19 protein-coding genes are annotated in these 22430 nt (G+C 46.3%); 18 read left to right on the top strand and 1 reads right to left on the bottom strand.

The features are described 5' to 3' along the window. The first annotated feature begins 32 nt into the window (after positions 1 to 32). From dnaE to coaE, 15 genes are all read left to right on the top strand, one after another. Positions 33 to 3200 carry a DNA polymerase III subunit alpha gene (dnaE, locus tag KNO90_RS02500; RefSeq protein ID WP_215112942.1) on the top strand — a complete coding sequence of 1056 codons (3168 nt, stop codon included), beginning with the start codon at positions 33 to 35 and terminating at the stop codon, positions 3198 to 3200. A gap of 77 nt (positions 3201 to 3277) precedes the next feature. Further along, complete coding sequence (locus KNO90_RS02495) at positions 3278 to 3832, top strand: FadR/GntR family transcriptional regulator (protein WP_214778306.1); 555 nt, start codon at positions 3278 to 3280, stop codon at positions 3830 to 3832. Positions 3833 to 3846: 14 nt separating this feature from the next. Further along, complete coding sequence (gene accD / locus KNO90_RS02490) at positions 3847 to 4701, top strand: acetyl-CoA carboxylase, carboxyltransferase subunit beta (RefSeq protein ID WP_214778308.1); 855 nt, start codon at positions 3847 to 3849, stop codon at positions 4699 to 4701. Further along, complete coding sequence (locus KNO90_RS02485) at positions 4694 to 5629, top strand: acetyl-CoA carboxylase carboxyl transferase subunit alpha (RefSeq protein ID WP_214741343.1); 936 nt, start codon at positions 4694 to 4696, stop codon at positions 5627 to 5629. The genes accD and KNO90_RS02485 overlap by 8 nt, the downstream gene beginning before the upstream one ends. Positions 5630 to 5789: 160 nt before the next feature. Further along, on the top strand, positions 5790 to 6758 hold the full coding sequence (pfkA, locus tag KNO90_RS02480) for a 6-phosphofructokinase (protein WP_012726720.1): 969 nt from the start codon (positions 5790 to 5792) through the stop codon (positions 6756 to 6758). Positions 6759 to 6851: 93 nt separating this feature from the next. Further along, positions 6852 to 8594 carry a pyruvate kinase gene (gene pyk, locus KNO90_RS02475; RefSeq protein ID WP_214741341.1) on the top strand — a complete coding sequence of 581 codons (1743 nt, stop codon included), beginning with the start codon at positions 6852 to 6854 and terminating at the stop codon, positions 8592 to 8594. Between the two features lie 61 nt (positions 8595 to 8655). Continuing rightward, complete coding sequence (locus tag KNO90_RS02470; RefSeq protein ID WP_214742394.1) at positions 8656 to 9126, top strand: DUF441 domain-containing protein; 471 nt, start codon at positions 8656 to 8658, stop codon at positions 9124 to 9126. A 184-nt stretch (positions 9127 to 9310) separates the two neighbouring features. Continuing rightward, entirely contained in the window at positions 9311 to 10423 is a 1113-nt protein-coding gene (gene citZ / locus KNO90_RS02465; RefSeq protein ID WP_214741338.1) for a citrate synthase, read from the top strand. Positions 10424 to 10522: 99 nt separating this feature from the next. After that, entirely contained in the window at positions 10523 to 11791 is a 1269-nt protein-coding gene (icd, locus tag KNO90_RS02460; protein ID WP_214742393.1) for an NADP-dependent isocitrate dehydrogenase, read from the top strand. 37 nt (positions 11792 to 11828) lie between these two features. Beyond that, positions 11829 to 12761 carry a malate dehydrogenase gene (gene mdh / locus KNO90_RS02455; protein ID WP_215112941.1) on the top strand — a complete coding sequence of 311 codons (933 nt, stop codon included), beginning with the start codon at positions 11829 to 11831 and terminating at the stop codon, positions 12759 to 12761. Between the two features lie 182 nt (positions 12762 to 12943). After that, a complete protein-coding gene (locus KNO90_RS02450) occupies positions 12944 to 13645 on the top strand; it encodes a response regulator transcription factor (protein WP_031423155.1) in 702 nt (233 codons plus the stop codon). Continuing rightward, a complete protein-coding gene (pnpS, locus tag KNO90_RS02445) occupies positions 13642 to 15369 on the top strand; it encodes a two-component system histidine kinase PnpS (protein WP_215112940.1) in 1728 nt (575 codons plus the stop codon). Before KNO90_RS02450 ends, pnpS begins: the two co-directional genes overlap by 4 nt. 207 nt (positions 15370 to 15576) lie before the next feature. Next, entirely contained in the window at positions 15577 to 18171 is a 2595-nt protein-coding gene (polA, locus tag KNO90_RS02440; RefSeq protein ID WP_215112939.1) for a DNA polymerase I, read from the top strand. A gap of 21 nt (positions 18172 to 18192) precedes the next feature. Next, entirely contained in the window at positions 18193 to 19020 is an 828-nt protein-coding gene (gene mutM, locus KNO90_RS02435) for a DNA-formamidopyrimidine glycosylase (protein ID WP_215112938.1), read from the top strand. Between the two features lie 13 nt (positions 19021 to 19033). Next, positions 19034 to 19639, top strand: coding sequence for a dephospho-CoA kinase (gene coaE / locus KNO90_RS02430; protein ID WP_214741328.1), 606 nt, complete (start codon positions 19034 to 19036; stop codon positions 19637 to 19639). Positions 19640 to 19650: 11 nt separating this feature from the next. Here coaE and KNO90_RS02425 read toward each other — a convergent pair whose 3' ends face one another. Then, positions 19651 to 20133 carry a site-2 protease family protein gene (locus KNO90_RS02425; protein WP_214741326.1) on the bottom strand — a complete coding sequence of 161 codons (483 nt, stop codon included), beginning with the start codon at positions 20131 to 20133 and terminating at the stop codon, positions 19651 to 19653. A 158-nt stretch (positions 20134 to 20291) separates the two neighbouring features. On the opposite strand from KNO90_RS02425, the gene KNO90_RS02420 reads away from it, so the two are divergent. The 3 genes from KNO90_RS02420 to KNO90_RS02410 all read left to right on the top strand — a co-directional run bounded on the left by KNO90_RS02420 (position 20292) and on the right by KNO90_RS02410 (position 22425). Continuing rightward, positions 20292 to 21323: a glyceraldehyde-3-phosphate dehydrogenase gene (locus KNO90_RS02420; RefSeq protein ID WP_214741324.1), complete on the top strand. Its 1032-nt coding sequence runs from the start codon at positions 20292 to 20294 to the stop codon at positions 21321 to 21323. 231 nt (positions 21324 to 21554) lie between these two features. Further along, positions 21555 to 21941, top strand: a complete 387-nt coding sequence (speD, locus tag KNO90_RS02415; protein ID WP_026825618.1) for an adenosylmethionine decarboxylase — start codon at positions 21555 to 21557, stop codon at positions 21939 to 21941. Positions 21942 to 22053: 112 nt separating this feature from the next. Further along, positions 22054 to 22425, top strand: a complete 372-nt coding sequence (locus KNO90_RS02410; RefSeq protein WP_214741322.1) for a hypothetical protein — start codon at positions 22054 to 22056, stop codon at positions 22423 to 22425. The last annotated feature ends 5 nt before the right edge of the window (positions 22426 to 22430 follow it).

Here is a 22430-nt window from a genome sequence, read left to right as displayed (position 1 = left end):
GACAATTCGTTTAAATAGAGAGGAGGACATCGATGATTCATCTAAATGTTAGAACTGCTTATAGCTTACTACAAAGTACGCTTCGATTAGAACAATATGTCATGCAGATGACTGAACGGGGAAGTCGCGCCGTCGCAATCGCAGATGATGCCTTTTATGGTGTCCCGACATTTCTATCTTTATGCAAGCGATATGAGGTGAAACCACTCATCGGATTGAGGACGGTCCTTCGCTTAGATGGATTAGACATATCGGTTCTTGTCTACGCTTCGAATAAAGCCGAGATTCAGGAACAATATCGATTCATCCAAGCGGGAGGGATTGATGGTCGAACATCGATGCCGCTTATTGTTCTGCCTGAAAATTGGAAAGCGAGCGACCCGGTTCACCGACGTCGCCTTTATCATCAACTCTTGTCGTTCGTGGATGAAGAGAAGCTGTGGCTTGGACTCCCTGCACCTCAAACGACAGAACAAGTGCAAGTATTGAAACAACTTCGCCTCATGCGTGAAGAGTTAGCGGTTCAGTTGATTCCGGCCCCTGAAACGAGATATATGAAACCGGAAGACGTGGAAGGTTTCCGGGCGATCTCTGCCATCCGTGAGGGAGAAGTGTTGTCGAATGAAGATGTGAGACAAAAAGGACTACACGTTCGATTGCCAAGTGAGATGAATGACTGGTTCACGATGGAAGAGTTAGCACAATTGGATCGATTCGAGAAAAGCATTCAGCTCGAACAGCTTCCAACCGCGGAAGTAGCCATCCCGGAGATACCGGATGCAGATCAAACGTTAAAACGTCTTGTCGCTGAACGATTAAAGGCGTTGGAGCTTTTAAAGGAACCTTATATTGAACGAGCGAAGTTCGAACTAGAAGTGATTGCAAAGACCGGATTTTCTTCTTACTTCTTGATTGTTGAGGACATCATCCGATTTGCCCGAGAGTCAGGGATTGAAGTCGGTCCAGGTCGGGGGTCTGCTGCCGGTTCTCTCGTCAGTTTTGCCCTGCACATTACAGAAATCGACCCGGTTCGATATGGTTTACTCTTTGAACGATTTTTAAATCCGGAACGGGTGTCGATGCCGGACATCGACCTCGACTTTGAGGACGAGCGTCGAGAAGAAGTGGTCTCTTATGTACTGTCGAAATATGGTCAAGATCATGCGGCTCAAATCGGAACGCTTGCCACATTTGGGGCGAAGGCGGCAATTCGTGACGTTGCGAGAGCGCTCGGCATGACGCTCGAGGAAGGTCAGGCGGCGAGTAAACAAGTGAAGACGGGTGGACTAGACGAGTTGATGTCGAACTCGAAACAGATGAAATGGTTCGCAGGTAGCCAAAAGCGTCAACAACTGTTGCGGATTGCGAAACAGTTAGAAGGATTACCACGTCAATCTTCCGTTCACGCAGCCGGAATCGTCCTCAGTCGTCAACCGATTGAAGAAGTGACCCCGCTCCAGCCTGAACTAGATGAACGTGTGACCCAATATAATATGAAGGATTTGGAAAAAATCGGGCTCTTGAAAATTGATTTGCTCGGATTACGTAATTTGACGCGTTTACGACAAATGGAAGAGTTGATTCGTGAGAATGATGCCTTATTCTCCTTAAAAACAATCCCATTGAACGATGCAAAAACATATCGCCTGCTTGCTAGAGGGGAAACGGATGGCATCTTCCAATTTGAATCGACAGGGATGAAGCAAGCACTTCGGCAAGTGAAGCCAACTGAATTTGAGGATATCGTTGTCACAATGTCCCTCTATCGGCCGGGGCCGATGCAGTTCATCGAAACGTATGCGAAACGAAAACATGGGATGCCTTATCAACCTGTCCATCCAGACGTAGAGGAGATTATGAAACCGACATACGGAGTACTCGTCTATCAGGAGCAAGTGATGAAACTGCTTCGTAAATTAGGGGGGTACTCCTACGCGGAAGCGGATTTAGTCAGACGTGCCATCGCTAAAAAAGAGGTCGGTATGATTGAGCGGGAGCGGGAACGATTTTTAAATCAGGCAAAAGCAGGAGACAAAGATGTTCTGACGCAAATCTTTTCGTGGATTGAAAAGTTCGCAGGATACGGATTTAACCGTTCTCATGCGGTCGCCTACAGTATGATCAGCTATCGATTGGCTTATGTAAAGGCTCATTATCCTCGTGTCTTCCATGTCGTGACATCGGAAAAAACGAGTGAACTTGTCAAATTGCTTAGAAAAGAACAGATCCCAGTGTATCCACCAGACGTCTTACATGGTCATGCTGACGCGACGCTTGAAGGGCCAGGTGTCCGTCTTGGATTAAAAGCGATTCAAGGTCTGACCAAACGTGAGGTCGAGCGACTGATTGAGTTGAACGGACAAGTGAAAGATGTCAGAACGCTTCAAGAAATGATGGATTGGAGACAGAAAGACCAGCTCAAATTGCGTCGTTTGCTCGGGGCAGGTGCCCTTGACAGAATGTACCATGGAAATCGAACGAGTGCCTTTGAAGCAGTGGAGCGTTTGCGAGAAGAAGCAGGTACACACTTTTTGCCGGATGAATTATCTTCACTCGGACTCAAACAAAAGAAAGTGAACGAACCGAATTGGTCTGAAGAAGAAAGGGAGGCGCTCGGGACGTGGGTCGTGCATTCTCCACTAACCTCGATTCCAAACGTCGGCGTTAAACTCTCGACGATTGAAGAGATCATGAACGCATCGAATGGTTATTTAGTCGTATATGTAGATGACGTACGTACATTTATGACGAAAAAACAAGAACGGATGGGTGTCATGATGGTGGACGATGGGATGTCTCAGGAAGAAGTTGTCGTTTTCCCACGAACGTTCGCTCAGTTTGGTCGATCGCTCTATATCGGAAATATATTACTACTTGAAGTGCACACGAACGAACGTGATGGACGTAAACAATTGATTGTCGAGCGAGTTCGCCCATTACATGGACATGCGTTATTCGTTCGGCTCACCGTTGACCGATTCTCAGAACTAGAAGACTGGATTCAGCGTTCACTAGGCGATGTTCCGGTCATCTGCCAATTTACGGATACGCGAGAAGTAAAGCAACTGGCTTCGGCTTTTTCCATCAATTCTAACGAGGAATATATAGCAGAGGCAAAGAGGCGGTTCGGGGAAGAAAATGTTGTCTTGAAGCGTATCGATACAAAAATGGTTGGTCCAGAAACTAGTACCAAGTCCTAAAAAGTGATATAATCGCACTAATTGGTCTGACCACTTATATATGTTACGTGATTCAAAAAAGGGAGTTGAACGGTCAGATGCATGAAAAACACGCATCCACATTTCACGAGAATATTTCTAAAATACGAAAATTAATCGTCCAATCGTCATTAGTTCCAGGAGATCGGCTACCGTCCGAACGAGAACTTGCCGAGACACTGTCGATCAGCCGTGCCTCAGTTCGCGAAGCGTTACGAGCACTCAGCTTTTTAGGCATTGTGGAGACAAGGCGTGGAGGTGGGACGTTCTTATGTGAACAAGACAGACACCAGTATATTGAAATCTTATCGGAATTCATCGTGACCAAACAGACGAAAGCGACCGATATCGTTGAGATGCTCCGACTATTGGAGCGCATGGCGTTCACAGAAGTGAAACCGACGAGTGAACGACTTACTGATTTAGAGAGAGTGATTGCTGACGATCGCCTGTTTCGTCAGCAACTCATCTTTCAGTTGGAGAATGAGTTGTTCATTCGAATTTGGAACGAAGTCAATCGATTTTTTGACGGATTAGACGTTGGGGATTTATACACGCTCGAGGAACGAAAGTTGTTAATCGAGACGTGGCGTGGAATGGGGATGCCGGAATGAACGAGGGGGAAGCGATGACTGCTTTTTTCAAGAAACCGAAACGATATATGCCATTGCGTCAACGAGAACCAAAAATTGACGCACCACAGGGTTTGATGACGAAATGCCCATCTTGTAAATATATGCATTATACAAAACAGCTTAACGAAAATCATAAAGTGTGTGATTGCGGCTACCATTTCCCGCTCCAGGCACAGGAACGGATTGATATGCTAGTCGATGAGGGATCGTTTGAACGCTTTGAAGGACCATCTGTCAAATCGAACCCACTCAACTTCCCTGACTATGAGGAGAAGCTGACAAAAGATCGAGAACGCACAGGGATTGAAGAAGCCGTCGTTTGCGGAAAAGCGACGATCGATGGACTCCCACTCGTCGTGTGTGTGATGGACTCGAGATTCCGTATGGGATCGATGGGTGCATACGTTGGAGAAGCGATTGCGTCAGCCGTTCGTACCGCCACATCGCTCGAACTTCCAGTCGTGTTATTCACTGCTTCAGGCGGAGCGCGAATGCAAGAAGGAATGGTCAGCTTGATGCAAATGGCGAATACGTCAATCGCATTGAAAGAGCATGACGAGGCAGGACTTTTGTATATTGCATATCTGACACACCCGACGACAGGTGGGGTGTCAGCGAGCTTTGCGATGTTAGGTGACTTAAATGTTGCGGAACCTGGAGCACTGATTGGTTTTGCCGGACGCCGGATCATCGAACAGACGATTCGTGAAAAACTGCCGGAGAACTTTCAGACGGCCGAGTTTTTACTCGAGTCTGGACAACTAGACGCTGTCATTCATCGAGAGCAGATGCGTTCGTTTTTGAAGAAGATGATTGGATTACACGATGGGGGTGTTCGTCATGTTTGACCCAATCAAAGAAGTGACCGAGCAGTTGAATAAATTGCGGGAGACAGCTGAAACCAAAGGCATCGATTTATCACGTGAAATCCGTCATCTCGAGTTAAAGCTCGACCGATTAGAAAAAGATATTTATGGGAATATGAAACCGTGGGACCGCGTGCAATTAGCGCGAAACCCAAAACGTCCGACAACACTCGATTACATCCATCATTTATTCCCGGACTTTATGGAACTCCATGGAGACCGACATGGATATGATGATGCGGCAATCGTCTCTGGACTTGCGACGTTTGAAGGTGTTCCGGTAACGATCATTGGTCATCAACGCGGTCGGAACACGAAAGAAAATATGAAACGAAACTTTGGGATGCCCCATCCAGAGGGTTACCGAAAAGCGCTGCGTTTCATGAAACAAGCCGAAAAATTCAACCGTCCTATTTTGACGTTCATTGACACGAAAGGAGCTTATCCTGGGAAAGCTGCTGAAGAACGAGGGCAAAGTGAAGCGATCGCTCGCAACTTATTTGAGATGGCGACGTTGAAAGTACCAATCGTCTCCGTTGTCATTGGGGAAGGTGGTTCAGGCGGTGCGCTTGGAATTGGTGTGTGTGACCGTCTATTGATGCTTGAGAACAGTACGTATTCGGTGATCTCGCCAGAAGGTGCAGCGGCACTGTTGTGGAAAGACGCGAAACAAGCGGAACGTGCGGCAGAAACGATGAAGATTACAGCACAAGATTTATACAATCTAGGGATTGTAGATGAAGTGGTCGGAGAAGTGTATGGGGGGGCACACGTTGATGTGTCACTACAGTCGTCACTCTTGAAACCTGTCTTATTACAGCACATGAATGAGTTGCTCGCGAAAGCAACTCCCGAGCTGATTCAAGGACGTGCGAACAAATATCATCAAATTGGCACAATTAATGAGTGAAAACGGTAACAATGGCTTTGAATAAAGCTTCATTCATTCATCAAGTGACTGCTTTGTGAGATACCCTATGCATTTTTTTCACATACTTGTGTTGTAAAACAAAGGTCAGACATGGTATTTTATTTTCAGATTTCGTTAAAACACATAAGAGGTGAGTGACGTGAATTTAAAACGTATTGCGGTATTAACAAGCGGAGGAGACGCTCCTGGAATGAACGCTGCTGTCCGTGCCGTGACCCGAAAAGCGATTTTCGAAGGTCTTGAAGTGTACGGCGTGTATAACGGCTACCAAGGATTAATCGAAGGCGATTTAGTCGAATTAAATCTCGGATCAGTCGGCGATATCATTCAACGTGGAGGTACGTTCCTTCGTTCTGCGCGTTGCCCTGAATTCAGAACAGAAGAAGGTCGCGCAAAAGCAGTAGAACAGTTGAAGAAATTCAATATCGATGCCCTCGTCGTCATCGGTGGAGATGGCTCTTATCGCGGAGCTCAAAAATTGACTGAACTCGGATTCCCGACAATCGGGCTTCCAGGTACAATCGATAACGATATCCCAGGAACGGATGCGACAATCGGTTTTGACACAGCGCTCAACACAGCGCTTGACGCGATTGATAAAATTCGTGACACGGCTTCATCACATGAACGTACGTATGTAATTGAAGTGATGGGTCGCGACGCCGGTGATATCGCGCTTTATTCTGGTCTTGCTGGCGGTGCGGAGTCGATTCTCGTCCCAGAACGTCCAGAAGATTTGAATGCCATCGTGGAACGAATCAATCACGGGATTGCACGCGGTAAGAAGCACTCGATTGTTATCGTTGCTGAAGGTGCGGGAAGTGCGGAAGAAATCGGCAAATTGATTGCTGAGAAGACGAACTCAGAAACACGTGTTACGATTCTCGGTCACATTCAACGTGGTGGTTCCCCGACTGCTGCGGACCGTGTCCTTGCAAGTCGTATGGGTGCATACGCTGTAGAGATCTTGCTTGAAGGAAAAGCGGGCCGCGTTGTCGGAATCCGCAACAACCAGATGATGGATCTCGATATCGATGAGGCGCTCGATAATAACAAGCACACGATTGATATGCAATTGATTGACCTCGTCAACCAATTGTCGATTTAAGTGGTTCAGTATGTTGCAGAGACGGGATAAGGTCTATGGCCACCCGTTTTCTGTTTGTAAGTTGCACTATATCCCCTAGGAGGTTTTTATATTATGCGTAGAACGAAAATTGTATGTACCATTGGACCGGCTTCTGAGAAGCGTCTTCCTGAAATGATTGAAGCTGGGATGAACGTTGCCCGTCTTAACTTCTCACACGGTGACTATGAAGAGCACGGTGCTCGTATCCGTGACATCCGTGAAGCGGCGAAAGCAGCAGGTAAAGTCGTCACTGTACTTCTTGACACAAAAGGTCCTGAAATCCGTACGCATACATTCGAGGATGGCAAGGCACTTCTTGAAAAAGGAAAAGAAGTGACAATCGTCTCTACAGAAGAAATCGTCGGAACAAAAGATCGTTTCTCTGTGACGTATGAAGGTCTTTACGATGATGTAGAAGTCGGTTCACACATCATGCTCGACGACGGTCTCATTGGACTTCGTGTCGTTGAAAAGCTTGATAACCGTGATCTCCGTTGTGTCATCGAAAACGAAGGAATCATCAAGACGAAGAAAGGTGTTAACTTGCCAAACGTCAAGGTAAACCTTCCTGCCCTCACGGACAAAGATATCGCGGACATCGAATTCGGGATTTCACAAGACATTGACGTGATCGCGGCATCATTTGTACGTCGTGCGTCTGACGTGGTTGAAATTCGTCAACTTCTTGAAAAACACAATGCGTCACACATCAAGATCTACCCGAAAATTGAGAACCAAGAAGGTGTTGATAACATCGAAGAAATCTTGGCAATCTCTGACGGCTTGATGGTTGCTCGTGGTGACCTCGGTATCGAAATCCCAACAGAAGAAGTAACACCAGTTCAAAAAGAACTCATCAAGAAGTGTAACGATCTCGGGAAGCCGGTTATCACTGCAACGCAAATGCTCGACTCGATGCAACGTAACCCACGTCCGACACGTGCGGAAGCATCTGACGTAGCAAACGCGATCTTGGATGGAACAGACGCAGTCATGCTTTCTGGTGAAACAGCTGCAGGGGACTATCCAATCGAGTCAGTTCAAATGCAGGCTGCCATCGCAGAACGCACTGAGCGCATGCTCGACTACAAAAACTTGTTGAAAGATCGTCAGAAGCGCAGTGAGCATACGGTAACGGATGCGATCTCACAAGCGGTTGCTCACACAGCAATCAACTTGAACGCGAAAGCAATCTTGACACCGACACAATCAGGATACACGGCTGCTCGTACAGCGAAGTACCGTCCTGAGGCGAACATCATCGCAGTCACAGAGTCAGAGCGCGTTGCACGTCAATTGAACCTCGTATGGGGCGTATATCCAATCGTTGCTGAAACAATGCCGAACAACACGGATGAAATGTTGGTTCAAGCATCAGAAGCGGCACGTCACGCTGGATTCGTCACTGACGGTGACCTCGTTGTCATCTCAGCTGGTATCCCTGCAGCGACTGCTGGTACGACGAACATGATGAAAGTTCACATCGTAGGTCACGCTCTTGCAGACGGACGTGGAATCGGTGAGCGCGGAGTTGTCGGTGAAGTTGTGGTCGCAAAAAACGCAGATGAAGCTAATGCGAAAGCAAAAGATGGCATGATTCTCGTCGCGCCATTCACGGATAAAGAAATGATGCCTGCCATCGAAAAAGCGGCTGGAATCATCACGGAAGACGGCGGATTGACGAGCCACGCTGGAATCGTTGGTCCATCACTTCGCAAGCCAGTCATCGTAGGCGTTGATGCAGCGACATCGTCGTTACGTGACGGTCAGATGATTTCAATCGACCCACTTACAGGTAAAATCTACAACGCATAATTGAACGACAATCGAACCGGCCTTCTTCAAAGGTCGGTTCTTTTTCCGTTCATAGAAAGGAATACGTATGAGTGCATATCTGTTTTTAGTTTTATTGGTATTGATTGGTGTCATCGCTCAAAACCAATCGATTATTATTGCGAGTAGTGCCCTTTTAGTGATTAAAGCTCTAGGGTTCGGTGACCAATTGTTTCCGACACTTGCATCGAAAGGAATCAACTGGGGCGTGACGATTATTACGATTGCAGTCCTCGTACCGATTGCGACCGGCGATATCGGATTTAAAGAATTGTGGAATAGTATTAAAGGGCCTGTCGGGATTGTCGCATTCGGTTCAGGAATCTTTGTCGCTTTAGCAGCTGCTCAAGGAGTTCAACTGATGCGCGTCGACCCGGTCGTCACGACAGCACTCCTCGCAGGTACGATTTTAGCGGTCGGATTCATGAAAGGCGTTCCTGTTGGACCATTAATTGGTGCTGGAATCGCGGCATTGATTTTGGGAGGATATCACGTCATTGAAAAATGGTTCTGATATTTTCTGACAACTGAAGCCGCTTACATTTCTTTTTTGCAATAAATTGTTTATACTATATAAAGGACAGGGTAAACGGAGACTGGGTGAATGCAGGGGAGAAACCCATCCCGTATCCTTATTCCCTATAAACAGACTGTTTTTACGGTCGATTATTTTAAACAAGACTGAGGGGGAGTTATGAATGTCAACGACAAAAGGGTTAGAAGGTATTGTGGCAGCAGCCTCAAAAGTCAGCTCAATTATTGACGGACAATTGACTTACGGAGGATACACCATTGATGATTTAGCGGACAACGCCACATTTGAAGAAGTTGTCTTCTTATTGTGGAACGACCGCTTACCAAATGCAGAGGAATTGACAGCGCTATCAGAAGCGCTTGTAAAAGAAGCGACGTTGCCTGAAGACGTGATCGACACGTTGAAGCGTGCACCGAAATCAGCCAATGCGATGGCGACGATTCGTACGGCGCTCTCGCAACTCGCTTTATATGATGAGGAATCTGAAGACATGAGTGATGAAGCGAACATGCGTAAAGCGATTCGCTTACAAGCGCAAGTCGCTTCAATCGTGACAGCATTCGCTCGCCTTCGTAAAGGAGAGCAACCTGTCGCTCCAAAAGAAGGTCTTTCTTACGCGGCGAACTTCCTTTACATGTTGAACGGCGAAGAACCAAGTGATGTCGCAGAAAAAACGATTGATAAGGCACTCATCTTACACGCTGACCACGAGTTGAACGCCTCGACGTTCACAGCGCGTGTGTGTGTGGCAACGCTCTCGGATATGTATTCAGGTGTTACGGCGGCAATGGGAGCACTTAAAGGGCCACTTCACGGTGGTGCGAACGAGGCAGTTATGAAGATGCTCCATGAAATCGATTCGGTTGACCGCGTCGAAGAATACGTTCGTGGTAAATTCGAACGTAAAGAAAAAATCATGGGCTTCGGTCACCGCGTTTATAAGGACGGCGACCCACGCGCGAAGCATTTGAAAGAAATGAGCCGTCAATTGACAGCTCAAATCGGAGAACCGAAATGGTATGAGATGTCTGAAAAAATTGATCATCTCGTTGAAACAGAAAAAGGATTGAAGCCGAATGTCGATTTCTATTCAGCTTCAACGTATTATGCGCTCGGTCTTGAAGAAGATCTCTTCACACCAATCTTCGCCGTATCTCGTATGTCGGGTTGGATTGCCCACATCCTCGAGCAATATGCGGACAACCGTTTGATTCGTCCGCGCGCGGAATATGTCGGTGAGACGAGCCGTAAATATGTTCCTGTGAACGAACGTTAATTCAGGACACATTTCAGACAAAAGTTTGGTAAACTAACAAGTGACGTAGGTCGGCGTACGCGTCGACCTACAGTAATGTACTTAGGGGGATTCATTATGTTGACACAAGGACAAAAGATTACAGTTGAAAACGGTGTATTGAACGTACCAAACGTTCCGACGGTACCATTCATTATTGGTGATGGAACAGGACCTGACATTTGGAATGCGGCTGTTCGCGTATTTGATGCTGCGGTTGAAAAAGCATACGGCGGCGACAAGAAAATCGAATGGATGGAAGTATACGCTGGGGAAAAAGCATATAACGAAAAAGGTGAGTGGCTCCCAACAGAAACACTCGATCAAATTCGCGAGTACTTGATTGCGATCAAAGGTCCACTCACGACACCAGTCGGTGGAGGAATTCGTTCATTGAACGTCGCTCTTCGTCAAGAGCTCGACTTATACACATGCCTTCGTCCAGTTCGTTACTTCACGGGTGTTCCATCACCAGTAAAACGTCCTGAAGACACGGACATGGTTATCTTCCGTGAGAACACTGAAGATATCTATGCTGGCATCGAGTACGCTTCAGGAAGCGATGAAGTCAAAAAACTCATCAAGTTCTTGCAAGAGGAGATGAACGTCAACAAGATCCGTTTCCCAGAAACATCAGGAATCGGGATCAAGCCGGTTTCTTCTGAAGGTACGGAGCGCTTAGTTCGTGCTGCGATCGAGTATGCGATTGCGAACGACCGTAAATCTGTGACGCTTGTACACAAAGGAAACATCATGAAGTTCACAGAAGGCGCATTCAAAAACTGGGGCTATGCACTCGCTGAAGCGGAATACGGCGACAAAGTGTTCACATGGGCACAATATGACCGTATCAAAGAAGAGTCTGGCGAAGCAGCTGCTAACGAAGCTCAGTCGAAAGCAGAAGCTGAAGGGAAAATCATCGTCAAAGATTCGATCGCAGATATCTTCCTCCAGCAAATTTTGACACGTCCACGTGAGTTCGACGTCGTTGCGACAATGAACTTGAACGGCGACTACATCTCGGATGCCCTTGCTGCTCAAGTAGGTGGAATCGGAATCGCACCTGGTGCGAACATCAACTACATCACAGGACATGCAATCTTCGAAGCGACTCATGGTACAGCTCCGAAATACGCAGGTCTCGATAAAGTAAACCCATCTTCAGTCATCCTTTCAGGGGAGATGATGCTCCGCCACATGAACTGGAACGAAGCGGCTGACCTCATCATCAACTCAATGGAGAAAACAATCGCTTCGAAAGTTGTCACGTACGACTTCGCACGTCTCATGGACGGCGCAACAGAAGTGAAATGCTCTGAATTCGCGGATGAATTGATCAAAAATATGTAATTCAAACGAATAAGTCGTCAATTGAGGGGGAGAGCTCATGATTCGTCGTAACAAAATTTCTGTAATTGGAAGTGGCTTCACCGGTGCAACCACTGCACTGTATCTGGCTCAACGTGAGCTAGGGGATGTCGTCCTACTCGATATGGAAGAAAAAGTTGGACCGACGAAAGGGAAAGCGCTCGATATGCAAGAAACGGCTCCAATCCAAGGGTTTGACGCCTGGGTCACAGGAACGTCAGATTATGCCGATACGGCTGATTCAGACATCGTTGTCATCACGGCGGGAATCGCGCGCAAGCCGGGGATGAGTCGGGACGACCTCGTTGCAACGAACGCAAACGTCATGCGTTCTGTCGTCAAAGAGATTGCCCGCTATTCTCCAGAAGCGATTTTAATCGTCTTGACGAACCCGGTGGATGCGATGACGTATGCAGCGTTCAAAGAATCGGGTTTTCCGAAAGAACGCGTCATCGGACAATCTGGCGTACTGGATACGGCTCGTTTCCGGACGTTTGTCGCACAAGAACTGAATGTGTCCGTCAAAGACGTATCCGGATTTGTTCTTGGAGGTCATGGCGACGATATGGTTCCTCTCGTACGCTATTCGTACGCCGGAGGCATCCCGCTCGAGAAACTCATCCCACATGAGCGAATCGAGCAAATCGTCGAGCGAACACGTAAAGGTGGCGGTGAGATTGTCCAACTGTTAGGTGACGGCTCTGCATATTATGCGCCTGCTGCCGCAATCGCAGAGATGGTTGAGGCGATTATCAAAGACCAGCGTCGAATCTTACCTGCCATTGCTTATTTAGAAGGTGAGTATGGATTTAACGATTTGTATCTAGGTGTCCCGACCATTCTTGGTAAGCATGGGATTGAGCAAGTACTTGAGCTCGAATTAACGGATGATGAGAAAGCAGCGCTTTCTAAATCTGCCGACTCCGTCCGCTCCGTATTAGACGTCTTATAAGTAAAAGTGCTTCCTGCAAATTTGTGGGAAGCACTTTTTTTGCGGTTTCCATCTTGTAGGACATGCTACACTAAAAGTGGATTTGTTTTGTTTTTGTAAAGATTTGCTTTGAGGTAGGTCGTTTCAAGCTTTGGTTTGTAAAATAGAGAGTGACATTTGATGGATTAAGAGGAGGAAGTAGTGTGGCTGATAAAGTAATTGTTGTCGATGATGAAGTATCGATTGCGACATTATTAAAATTTAATTTAGAGCAAGCCGGGTTTGAAGTGGAGACGGCGCATGATGGGAAAACAGGCTTAGAATTGGCTGAGAAAAAAGATGCCGTTCTCATTGTGCTCGATTTGATGCTACCGGAGATGGATGGCCTTGAAGTGTGCAAGCGACTTCGTCAACAAAAAGTCAATACGCCCATTCTGATGTTGACGGCGAAGGATGATGAGTTCGATAAAGTGCTCGGACTCGAGCTCGGTGCGGATGACTATTTGACAAAGCCGTTTAGTCCGCGTGAAGTGGTCGCACGTGTCAAAGCGATTCTTAGACGATCTGCCCCGCAAGAATCGGCGGTTGAAGAAGACGTCATTCAAATCGGTGATGTCAAAATCGTCGCTTCAAACTATGAAGTATTCAAACAGGGCGAGCGACTCGAATTGACTCCAAAAGAGTTTGAACTGTTAGCTTATTTGGCGAAAAATAAAGGACGCGTGTTGACGCGTGATCAATTGTTATCGGCCATTTGGAATTATGATTTTGTGGGTGACACACGAATCGTTGATGTTCATATCAGTCACCTTCGTGAAAAAATTGAACCGGTGACTAAGAAGCCGACATATATAAAAACGATTCGCGGTCTTGGCTATAAGATGGAGGAGCCAACTTCGGAATGAAGACTTATCGCTCTAGGTTTATGACGACGCTCATTTTTCTCGTCACCGGTGTCCTGCTTACGCTCGGGATTGTGCTCGGACAGCTGTTCAAAGATTTCTATTTGGATTCTGAACGAGACCGTCTAAAAGAAGATGCTCAACTGGCAGCCCTTTATCTTGAAGGGGGCGAGTTGGACGAGATTCGGGAATATGTCGGTCAAATCGATGACGGGAGTAGTTTTGACATTCTCCTGCTCAATAGCCGGATGGAGGTCATCGCGGGAACACCGTTTCGTGTCGGGGCCATCGATTATCAAATCGACCCTAACCTCGTGCCTGATGACGGAACATTCGGTGAGGCTGACAATGAAGAGTTGATTCAATTTACAAAACCGATCGAGATGGCAACAGGTGGGACTGTCTATTTGACATTTATTCGATATGTCTCAGACTTAGAAGGAGTTTATAATCGAATTTGGTTGACGATTGCTTTAGCACTCTTCTTCTCTTTCTTTGTCATCTTGTTCGTGCTCCAACATCTGACGAACCAATTTATTCGACCGATCGATGAAGCGACGATCGTCTTACGTGAGCTGGCAGATGGGAATTATCGGGCTCGCGTGTATGAATTACGGAACGATGAAGAAACGGGTAGTCTTGCTGGATCGATTAACGTACTCGCTCGAAATTTAGAGTCCATCTCACTCGGTGAGTCCGTTCAACGAGCCAGACTCGAATCGCTCATCGAATATATGGGAGCCGGACTCCTTCTTGTTGATGAGCGAGGGATCGTCACATTGGTCAACCGCTCGTATCGTGAGATGTTCCAATATGACGATTTATCCATCGGACAATTCTATCATGGGATTTTACCAAGTCCTGATGTCGAATCGCTCATTGAAGATGTCTATTTAACGGAAGAAGTGCACCGTCGTCAATTATCGATCCGAACTGGATTCAATCAAAAAACATATATGGTATCCGCGGCACCGATTTTCAGTGATACGGGAATGCTTCGTGGGACGACGTTACTCTTCAACGACATTACAGAATTGAAGCGACTCGAGAAGATGCGCAAAGACTTTGTGGCGAACGTCAGTCATGAACTCAAAACGCCACTGACGTCCATCCGTGGATTTAGTGAGACACTCCTAGATGGAGCGAAAGAAGTGCCTGAACTTCGTGACCAGTTCTTAGACATTATCCAAAAGGAAGCGACACGGATGCAGATGCTCGTCGAAGATCTCCTCGAATTGTCAAGACTCGAGCGAGACGATTTCAAGATGGAACTGGTGTCCGTTGATTTAAATCAACTTGTCGACGAGGTATGTCTACTTCTAAGTCAAAAAGCGAACAAGAAATCGATACACCTAGAGGCGCAACATCATGGAGAAGTCATCCTTCAAGCAGACTTGAACCGGATGAAACAAGTCATCATGAACTTGGTCGCTAATGCCATCAACTATTCTCCGGAAGGCAGCCGCGTGGAAATTTTCGTTGAGGCGAAGCAAGATTCTTACGAACTTCGCGTCAAGGACAATGGAATTGGGATAGCTGAAAAAGAAGTGAGCCGGATCTTTGAACGCTTCTATCGTGTCGATAAGGCAAGAAGTCGGAACTCGGGTGGAACTGGGCTCGGACTCGCAATCGTCAAACATATCATTGATTTGCATCATGCAACGATTGACGTTGATAGCGAAGAAGGCAAAGGAACGACGTTTACCATCAGATTTCCACGGGTTTAACAATCCCTTTATCGTTCATTCATATTTACTTTACAAAACCTTGTTATTCTATCAATGAGACCTCTTCATCATCTCGTGATCCGATCGGTGCTCATCTCCACACGATCGGGAATTTGGCCCTTTTCTATTCGTAGAAAAGGGTCTTTTTTTTCGAACGCATGTACCCGTATGGTATGATGAGTGAAGAGAAGAATGGAGGTCGATTGAATGAATAAATTACTAGTCCTGGATGGGAATTCCTTAACATATCGTGCGTTTTTTGCACTGCCTCCGATGTCGGATGCATCAGGCAGAAATACGAATGCGGTGTATGGATTTACGATGATGTTATTGAAATTGATGGAAGATGAACAACCGACTCATTTCGCTGTGGCTTTCGATGCATCGAAGAAAACGTTTCGGCACGATACGTTCGCAGAATATAAAGGTGGGCGTCAAAAGACACCTGGAGAATTACGAGAGCAGTTCCCGCTCGTGCGTGACGTTTGTCGGGCGTTCGGCATCTCAGTCTTAGAGCTCGACCGATATGAGGCGGATGATATCATCGGAACCCTTTCAAAGGACACGACCTTTGATGAAGTGACCATCGTGACGGGAGATAAAGATTTACTTCAACTCATCAACGAACGCGTGACAGTGTATTTGACAAAACGAGGGATTACAGACGTCGAGAAAATGAACGAGACTGCGTTCAAGGAACGCTACGAAGGACTTCAACCGATTCAGATGATTGACTTAAAAGGGTTGATGGGTGATAAATCGGATAACATCCCGGGGATTCCGGGTGTGGGAGAAAAGACGGCGCTGAAGTTGATTACCACGTATGGGACTGTCGAAGGACTCTACGAACATACGGATGAACTAAAAGGGAAGCAGAAGGAAAAGGTTGAAGCAAACGAACGTGAAGCGAAAATGTCGAAACAGTTGGCGACCATTTATACGGACGTGCCACTCGATGTATCCGCTGACGATCTCGTCTTCAAACCATATAATGCCTCTCTCGTAAAACCGCTCTTTATGGAGCTTCAATTCAAGTCGCTGATTGGGAAATTACAAGATACTTCATCCGAAGAACCAGTCGAAAAGGAAGAACGGCCGACCATCGATGTGGCGGATCAAGACCTGTCACAAGCTGTTCTCTTACTTGAACAGTTGAAAGACGATTATTTTGAAGATGATATCATCGGGGTTGCGATTGCATCGGACCGTGGCGTGACCATTGGTGACGTGTCACTGTTACAAGATGAACGGGTCAAACAATGGATTGAGGATGAATCTCAGACGACCATCTGTCTAGATGCGAAACAGACGATCATTCAATTGAAGCGACACCAATTGACACTTCGGGGATATGAAGATCTGCTCGTCGCAGGATACTTATTAAATCTTTCTGGCGGAACGTCGCTCAGCTCGATCGCCTCTCACTTCGCATATCATCTTGAGGAAGACGAAGCGGTTTACGGAAAAGGGGCGAAAATCAAAATCCCTGAAGAGGATGTGTTCCATGCACACCTCACGGAGAAAGCACACTCAATTTTGACGTTGTTTGAGCGTGTCGCAAAAGAATTAAAAGACAATGAACAGACAGAACTATATGAGGCACTCGAAAAGCCGCTCGTATCCGTGTTAGCTGAAATGGAGTGGGCAGGTATTCATGTGAACGTCGAAACCCTTCAACATATGGAAACGGATCTTCGAGAACGACTCTCCGCGCTTGAAGTGACGATTCATGAGTTGGCTGGCGAACCATTTAACATCAATTCGCCAAAACAGCTAGGGGTCGTCTTGTTTGAAAAATTAGCACTCCCTCCTGTGAAAAAGACGAAGACAGGTTACTCGACTGCAGCGGATGTTCTTGAAAAATTGGCGCCACTTCATCCAATCATCGAAAAAATTATGCATTATCGTGAACTCGGTAAACTGCAATCAACTTATGTTGAAGGCTTGCAGAAAGTTGTAAAAGACGACGGCAAGATTCACACTCGATACACGCAGACGTTGACACAAACAGGGAGACTCTCGTCGGTCAATCCGAACTTACAGAACATCCCGATTCGATTAGAGGAAGGTCGTCGTATCCGCAAGGCGTTCACCGCAAGCGAACCAGGTTGGGTGCTTTATGCGGTCGACTACTCTCAGATCGAACTACGTATCATGGCGCATATGTCACAAGATGCGAAAATGATGGATGCTTTCCTGCACGATGAGGATATCCACACATCAACGGCAGCGAACGTATTTAAAGTATCGAATGAAGAAGTCACGTCGCTCATGCGTCGTCAAGCGAAAGCGGTCAATTTTGGGATCATCTATGGCATCAGTGACTATGGACTTTCGCAAAACCTAGGAATTACTCGAAAGGAAGCACAAACCTTTATCGATACGTATTTTGAGCAGTTTCCGGGAGTGAAGACATTCATGGATGCTGCTATTGAACGTGCGCGAGAACATGGTTTCGTGGAGACGATGTTAAAACGACGTCGAAATATTCCGGATATCCATTCAAGCAACTTTAACTTACGTGGATTTGCTGAACGTACCGCAATCAATACACCGATTCAAGGGACGGCGGCTGATATCATCAAAAAAGCGATGATTGATGTTGACAATGCGTTAAAGTCGTCAGGACTTCAATCAAAACTCTTGTTACAAGTACACGATGAGTTAATTTTTGAAGGACCTTCCGATGAAATGGAAGCGTTAGAGAAACTCGTGACCAATGCAATGGAGCATACGGTCACACTCGATGTCCCGTTACGTGCAGACGGTGCCGTCGGGATTACTTGGTTTGACACGAAATAAACGAATAGAAAGGAAATCAGTATGCCAGAATTACCAGAAGTCGAAACGGTCTGTCGTAAGTTGCGACCATTCGTTTCAGGAAAAACGATTCAGTCCGTCGATGTACTCGACCCTAAAATTATTCGAGGACATGATGCTGAAGAATGGGTTCACCATTTAGTAGGAGAAACAATCGTAGATGTGGAACGTCGCGGAAAGTTCATTTTATTCAAACTAACGAACGGTTACCTCGTCTCGCATTTACGTATGGAAGGGAAGTTTTTCCCACATGAAACAATCACAGAACCTGTTAAACATACACATGTCGTGATAACATTTACCGATCAATCAACACTTCATTATAACGATGTGCGCAAATTTGGTACGATGGAGTTGCGGACGAATGAAACGATTCATACGACGCCACCGCTTTCCTTGCTCGCATATGAACCGTTTGATGAGCGCGTGACCGGAGAGGCGTTGCATCGACGTTTAGAACGGATGAAGACGCGAGCAATCAAGACTGCTCTCCTTGACCAGTCCATTTTCGTTGGGTTAGGTAATATTTATGTGGATGAGACACTATTTCGAGCCGGTATTCATCCGACTCGACCGGCAGCTAGCTTATCGAAGGAAGAAGTCGAAAACGTCCGAGTCGAAGCGGTTGACGTTCTGACGGAAGCAATCGAGCGCGGTGGAAGTACGATTCGAAGTTATACGAATCCAGATGGGGCAATGGGAACATTCCAAGAAAGATTGTTTGTTTATGGACAGGCGGGGGAGCCGTGTCAGCGATGCGGCCAAGAGATTGAAAAGATGAAGCTCGGCGGACGCGGCACGCATTATTGCCCAAACTGCCAACAACGCTAAGGGGTGGGCGAATATGTTGAAAATTGGGTTGACGGGTGGGATCGCAACCGGAAAGTCTACGGTGTCTCGATTGTTTCGAGAAAGAGGAATTCCGATTATCGATGCCGATTTGATTGCGCGAACGGTCGTTGAACCGGGAGGAAAGGCGATTGAAGGTGTAAAAACCGCTTTTCCGAAATGTTTTGATGGTGATGTATTGAACCGTCCTGCACTAGGAAGGGAAATCTTCCATGATAAAACGAAGCGTCAGCAATTGAATCAATTGATGCATCCGGCAATTCGTGAAGAGATGAAGGAACAGATGCGTGCTTATGAAGCATCCGGGGAATCTGTTGTCATTTTTGATATTCCTCTCTTATTTGAGGGCACAATGCTCGATCTCGTCGATTATTCTGTCGTCGTCTATTGTCGCGAAGAGATACAGTTGATGCGTCTTATGGAACGTAACGGATTGACGAAAGAAGAGGCGCTTGCCCGTATTCGCTCACAGATTCCAATCGAAGATAAAAAACACCAGGCGGATTTCCTTGTTAATAACAATGGGGCATTAGGCGATTTGCCACAACAAATTGATCGTTTGGTCGAACAATTTAAGACAATACAAAAAGAAGGCGACTAATCGCCTTCTTTTTAGTTTAACGGATCGGAGTCAGGTGAGCCTTTCTTCCATGTATCGTAGATTGCACGACCATCACTTGGATGACCGTTTGAGTAGTAAATCGGATAAAGTGAAAAGAAGATGTAGTAGAACGAGAAGTAGGCGAACTGATACGAATAGAGTGTTGGTTCGATATCTCGTCGAAGGATGAATGCGTTGACGATCAAAATACTCGCTAAATTAAAAATGGCTCCACCGCCATAGACTAGTGTACGAGTGACTTTGTTGCTCCATCTTAAATCCGTGAACTGGCACCACGCGTCGTAAAAATAGACGCGGTTTACTTGTAAACGACCTACTTTAAATAACTTCTTTCCAGTACCGATTTGCATATCGAGCGAGCCACCAAACAATTTTGCGAAGAAGAAGTGACCGAACTCGTGAATTAACGTCACAATCGGTAAAATAATGAAGAATGAGATGAAGAATTTATCGATATCTCCCCAATCAAACATCGTGACGCCTCCTTTCTCTTTGTTCATTACGCCAAAGAATTCCCCTGATTTTCAAAAAATAAACAAAGAAAAACGAAAGAAATGTGACATTACATAGTGAAAACGCTTACAGCTATCCGTTATAATGAAACCGTAATGTAGAAAAAGGGGGATGCAGCATGGGGACAAAAGTTGCAATAAACGGATTCGGTCGAATCGGGAGAATGGTATTTCGAAAGTTGATGCTTGAGGGACGTCACGAAGTAGTGGCAATCAATGCGAGCTATCCAGCAGAAACGCTCGCTCATCTGATCAAACATGATTCCATTCATGGACCATTTGAACTAACGGTTCGGGCGCAAGGGGATGCGCTCGAAGTTGATGGGAAACGAATCGAACTCATTTCAGAACGTGATCCATCACGTTTGCCTTGGGCGGACCTTGCAATCGACATCGTCGTCGAAGCAACAGGAAAATTTAATTCAGATAGCGGAGCAAAACTCCATCTTGATGCAGGTGCGAAAAAGGTCATTTTAACTGCGCCAGGTAAAGGCGATTTACGAACAATCGTCATGGGGGTCAATGATCGCGACTATCGACCGGAAGAAGACCACATCATTTCAAACGCTTCGTGTACGACGAACTGCCTAGGTCCCGTCGTAAAAGTGTTGCATTCGACGTTTGGCATTGAAACAGGGCTCATCACGACGGTGCATGCCTATACGAACGATCAAAATAACATCGATAATCCGCACAAAGATTTACGCCGGGCACGTGCTTGTGGTAGCTCAATCATTCCAACTTCAACTGGAGCTGCAAAAGCAATCGGACTCGTCATGCCAGAACTTCAAGGCAAGCTGAACGGGATGGCACTTCGCGTCCCGACACCGAACGTGTCGCTCGTTGACTTGGTCGTCGAACTACATCGTGACGTAACGGTCGATGAAGTCAATGAAGCATTTGAACGGGCGGCATTTGGTGAGATGACGGGGATTTTAGGTGTTTCTCACGAACCGCTTGTCTCCATCGACTTTAATGGGGACGACCGTTCGTCGATTATCGATATGGATTCAACGATGGTGCTTGGAGGAAACCATGTCAAAGTACTCGCATGGTACGACAACGAATGGGGCTATTCGTGCCGCGTCGTCGACTTGTTAGACATGGTTGCGAGTTACCTTCAAATCGGTCAACAAGAAACCCACGCCTAAAAAATATTACGCTCTAAAAAATATTTTCATTTTTTTTAAACAAATGTCTTGTAACGACGTCCTAAACACGTTACACTCAGTTTCGTGAACTTCAATTGGTCTGACAAACGCAACTTAAAGGGTTAGGACCTCTTAGGACTAACTTGCCCCCGTGGTTGTGGGCGATTCAGGCACAAAGTGAGTGATCATCAACTACTTTGAGACCATTGATGTAAAGGGGGATCCACTAATATGGATACTATGGGACGTCACATTATTACAGAACTTTGGGAGTGCAATCCCGACAAATTAAATGATATCGACTACATCGAGCGTTTGTTCGTCGATGCTGCTCTTCGTTCGGGCGCTGAAGTCCGCGAAGTTGCATTCCACAAATTTGCGCCACACGGTGTGAGTGGGGTCGTCATCATTTCAGAATCACACTTAACGATTCACAGTTTCCCAGAACATGGCTATGCGTCTGTTGACGTGTTCACATGTGGAGATCGAATCGATCCAGCTACGGCATCGCAATATATCGCCGAAGGATTGGATGCAAAAGTACGTGAAGATGTGAAACTTGAGCGTGGAATGGGACCGATTCGTGTTCCTGAAGCACAGGTCGCACTAACTAAATAATTCTGAAGAATCTTTTGAGGCTGGCCGTTTGACGGTCAGCCCTTTTAATTGTTTTGTTGTCGCCGTAATTTTGATATGCTTAACGTATATAACTCAGGCGTTGAGGTGGATTATGGGACTGTTAGATAAGTTACAAACACATATTGAAACGAAAGATACACATAAACATGAATCACTGCAAACTCGTTACTATGCAGCATCTCCGATTTCTATCTTACAATGGCTAGAAGGTCAGATTCAGTCAAATGGTCAGACGGTGCGTCGGATCGACTCGAATCGGGGAGAACTTTCATTCATTGGAGAAGGATGGGATGGACTCATTACAATTGTACAAGTGGATGGTGGTCGGACCGCGGTCGACTTCACATTGAATCGTGAACAGCGATTTGGGGCAGACTTGGCCCAAATTGTATCGAACTATTATGAAGCCCTTACAAAACAATTCCCGCTCCGTGCTATTGGAAATAAATCAGTCGAACGATAAGGAGG

Origin of the sequence: Exiguobacterium sp. s63, from assembly GCF_018617335.1 — a bacterium.
GTDB lineage: Bacteria > Bacillota > Bacilli > Exiguobacteriales > Exiguobacteriaceae > Exiguobacterium.
This window is presented reverse-complemented; position numbering and strand designations above follow the sequence as displayed.

Bases quoted from the DNA above. Each gene is read 5' to 3' on its own strand.
- dnaE (WP_215112942.1), top strand. From the start codon at position 33: ATGATTCATCTAAATGTTAGAACTGCTTATAGCTTACTACAAAGTACG.
- KNO90_RS02495 (WP_214778306.1), top strand. From the start codon at position 3,278: ATGCATGAAAAACACGCATCCACATTTCACGAGAATATTTCTAAAATA.
- accD (WP_214778308.1), top strand. From the start codon at position 3,847: ATGACTGCTTTTTTCAAGAAACCGAAACGATATATGCCATTGCGTCAA.
- KNO90_RS02485 (WP_214741343.1), top strand. From the start codon at position 4,694: ATGTTTGACCCAATCAAAGAAGTGACCGAGCAGTTGAATAAATTGCGG.
- pyk (WP_214741341.1), top strand. From the start codon at position 6,852: ATGCGTAGAACGAAAATTGTATGTACCATTGGACCGGCTTCTGAGAAG.
- citZ (WP_214741338.1), top strand. From the start codon at position 9,311: ATGTCAACGACAAAAGGGTTAGAAGGTATTGTGGCAGCAGCCTCAAAA.
- mdh (WP_215112941.1), top strand. From the start codon at position 11,829: ATGATTCGTCGTAACAAAATTTCTGTAATTGGAAGTGGCTTCACCGGT.
- pnpS (WP_215112940.1), top strand. From the start codon at position 13,642: ATGAAGACTTATCGCTCTAGGTTTATGACGACGCTCATTTTTCTCGTC.
- polA (WP_215112939.1), top strand. From the start codon at position 15,577: ATGAATAAATTACTAGTCCTGGATGGGAATTCCTTAACATATCGTGCG.
- mutM (WP_215112938.1), top strand. From the start codon at position 18,193: ATGCCAGAATTACCAGAAGTCGAAACGGTCTGTCGTAAGTTGCGACCA.
- coaE (WP_214741328.1), top strand. From the start codon at position 19,034: ATGTTGAAAATTGGGTTGACGGGTGGGATCGCAACCGGAAAGTCTACG.
- KNO90_RS02425 (WP_214741326.1), bottom strand. From the start codon at position 20,133: ATGTTTGATTGGGGAGATATCGATAAATTCTTCATCTCATTCTTCATT.
- KNO90_RS02420 (WP_214741324.1), top strand. From the start codon at position 20,292: ATGGGGACAAAAGTTGCAATAAACGGATTCGGTCGAATCGGGAGAATG.
- speD (WP_026825618.1), top strand. From the start codon at position 21,555: ATGGATACTATGGGACGTCACATTATTACAGAACTTTGGGAGTGCAAT.
- KNO90_RS02410 (WP_214741322.1), top strand. From the start codon at position 22,054: ATGGGACTGTTAGATAAGTTACAAACACATATTGAAACGAAAGATACA.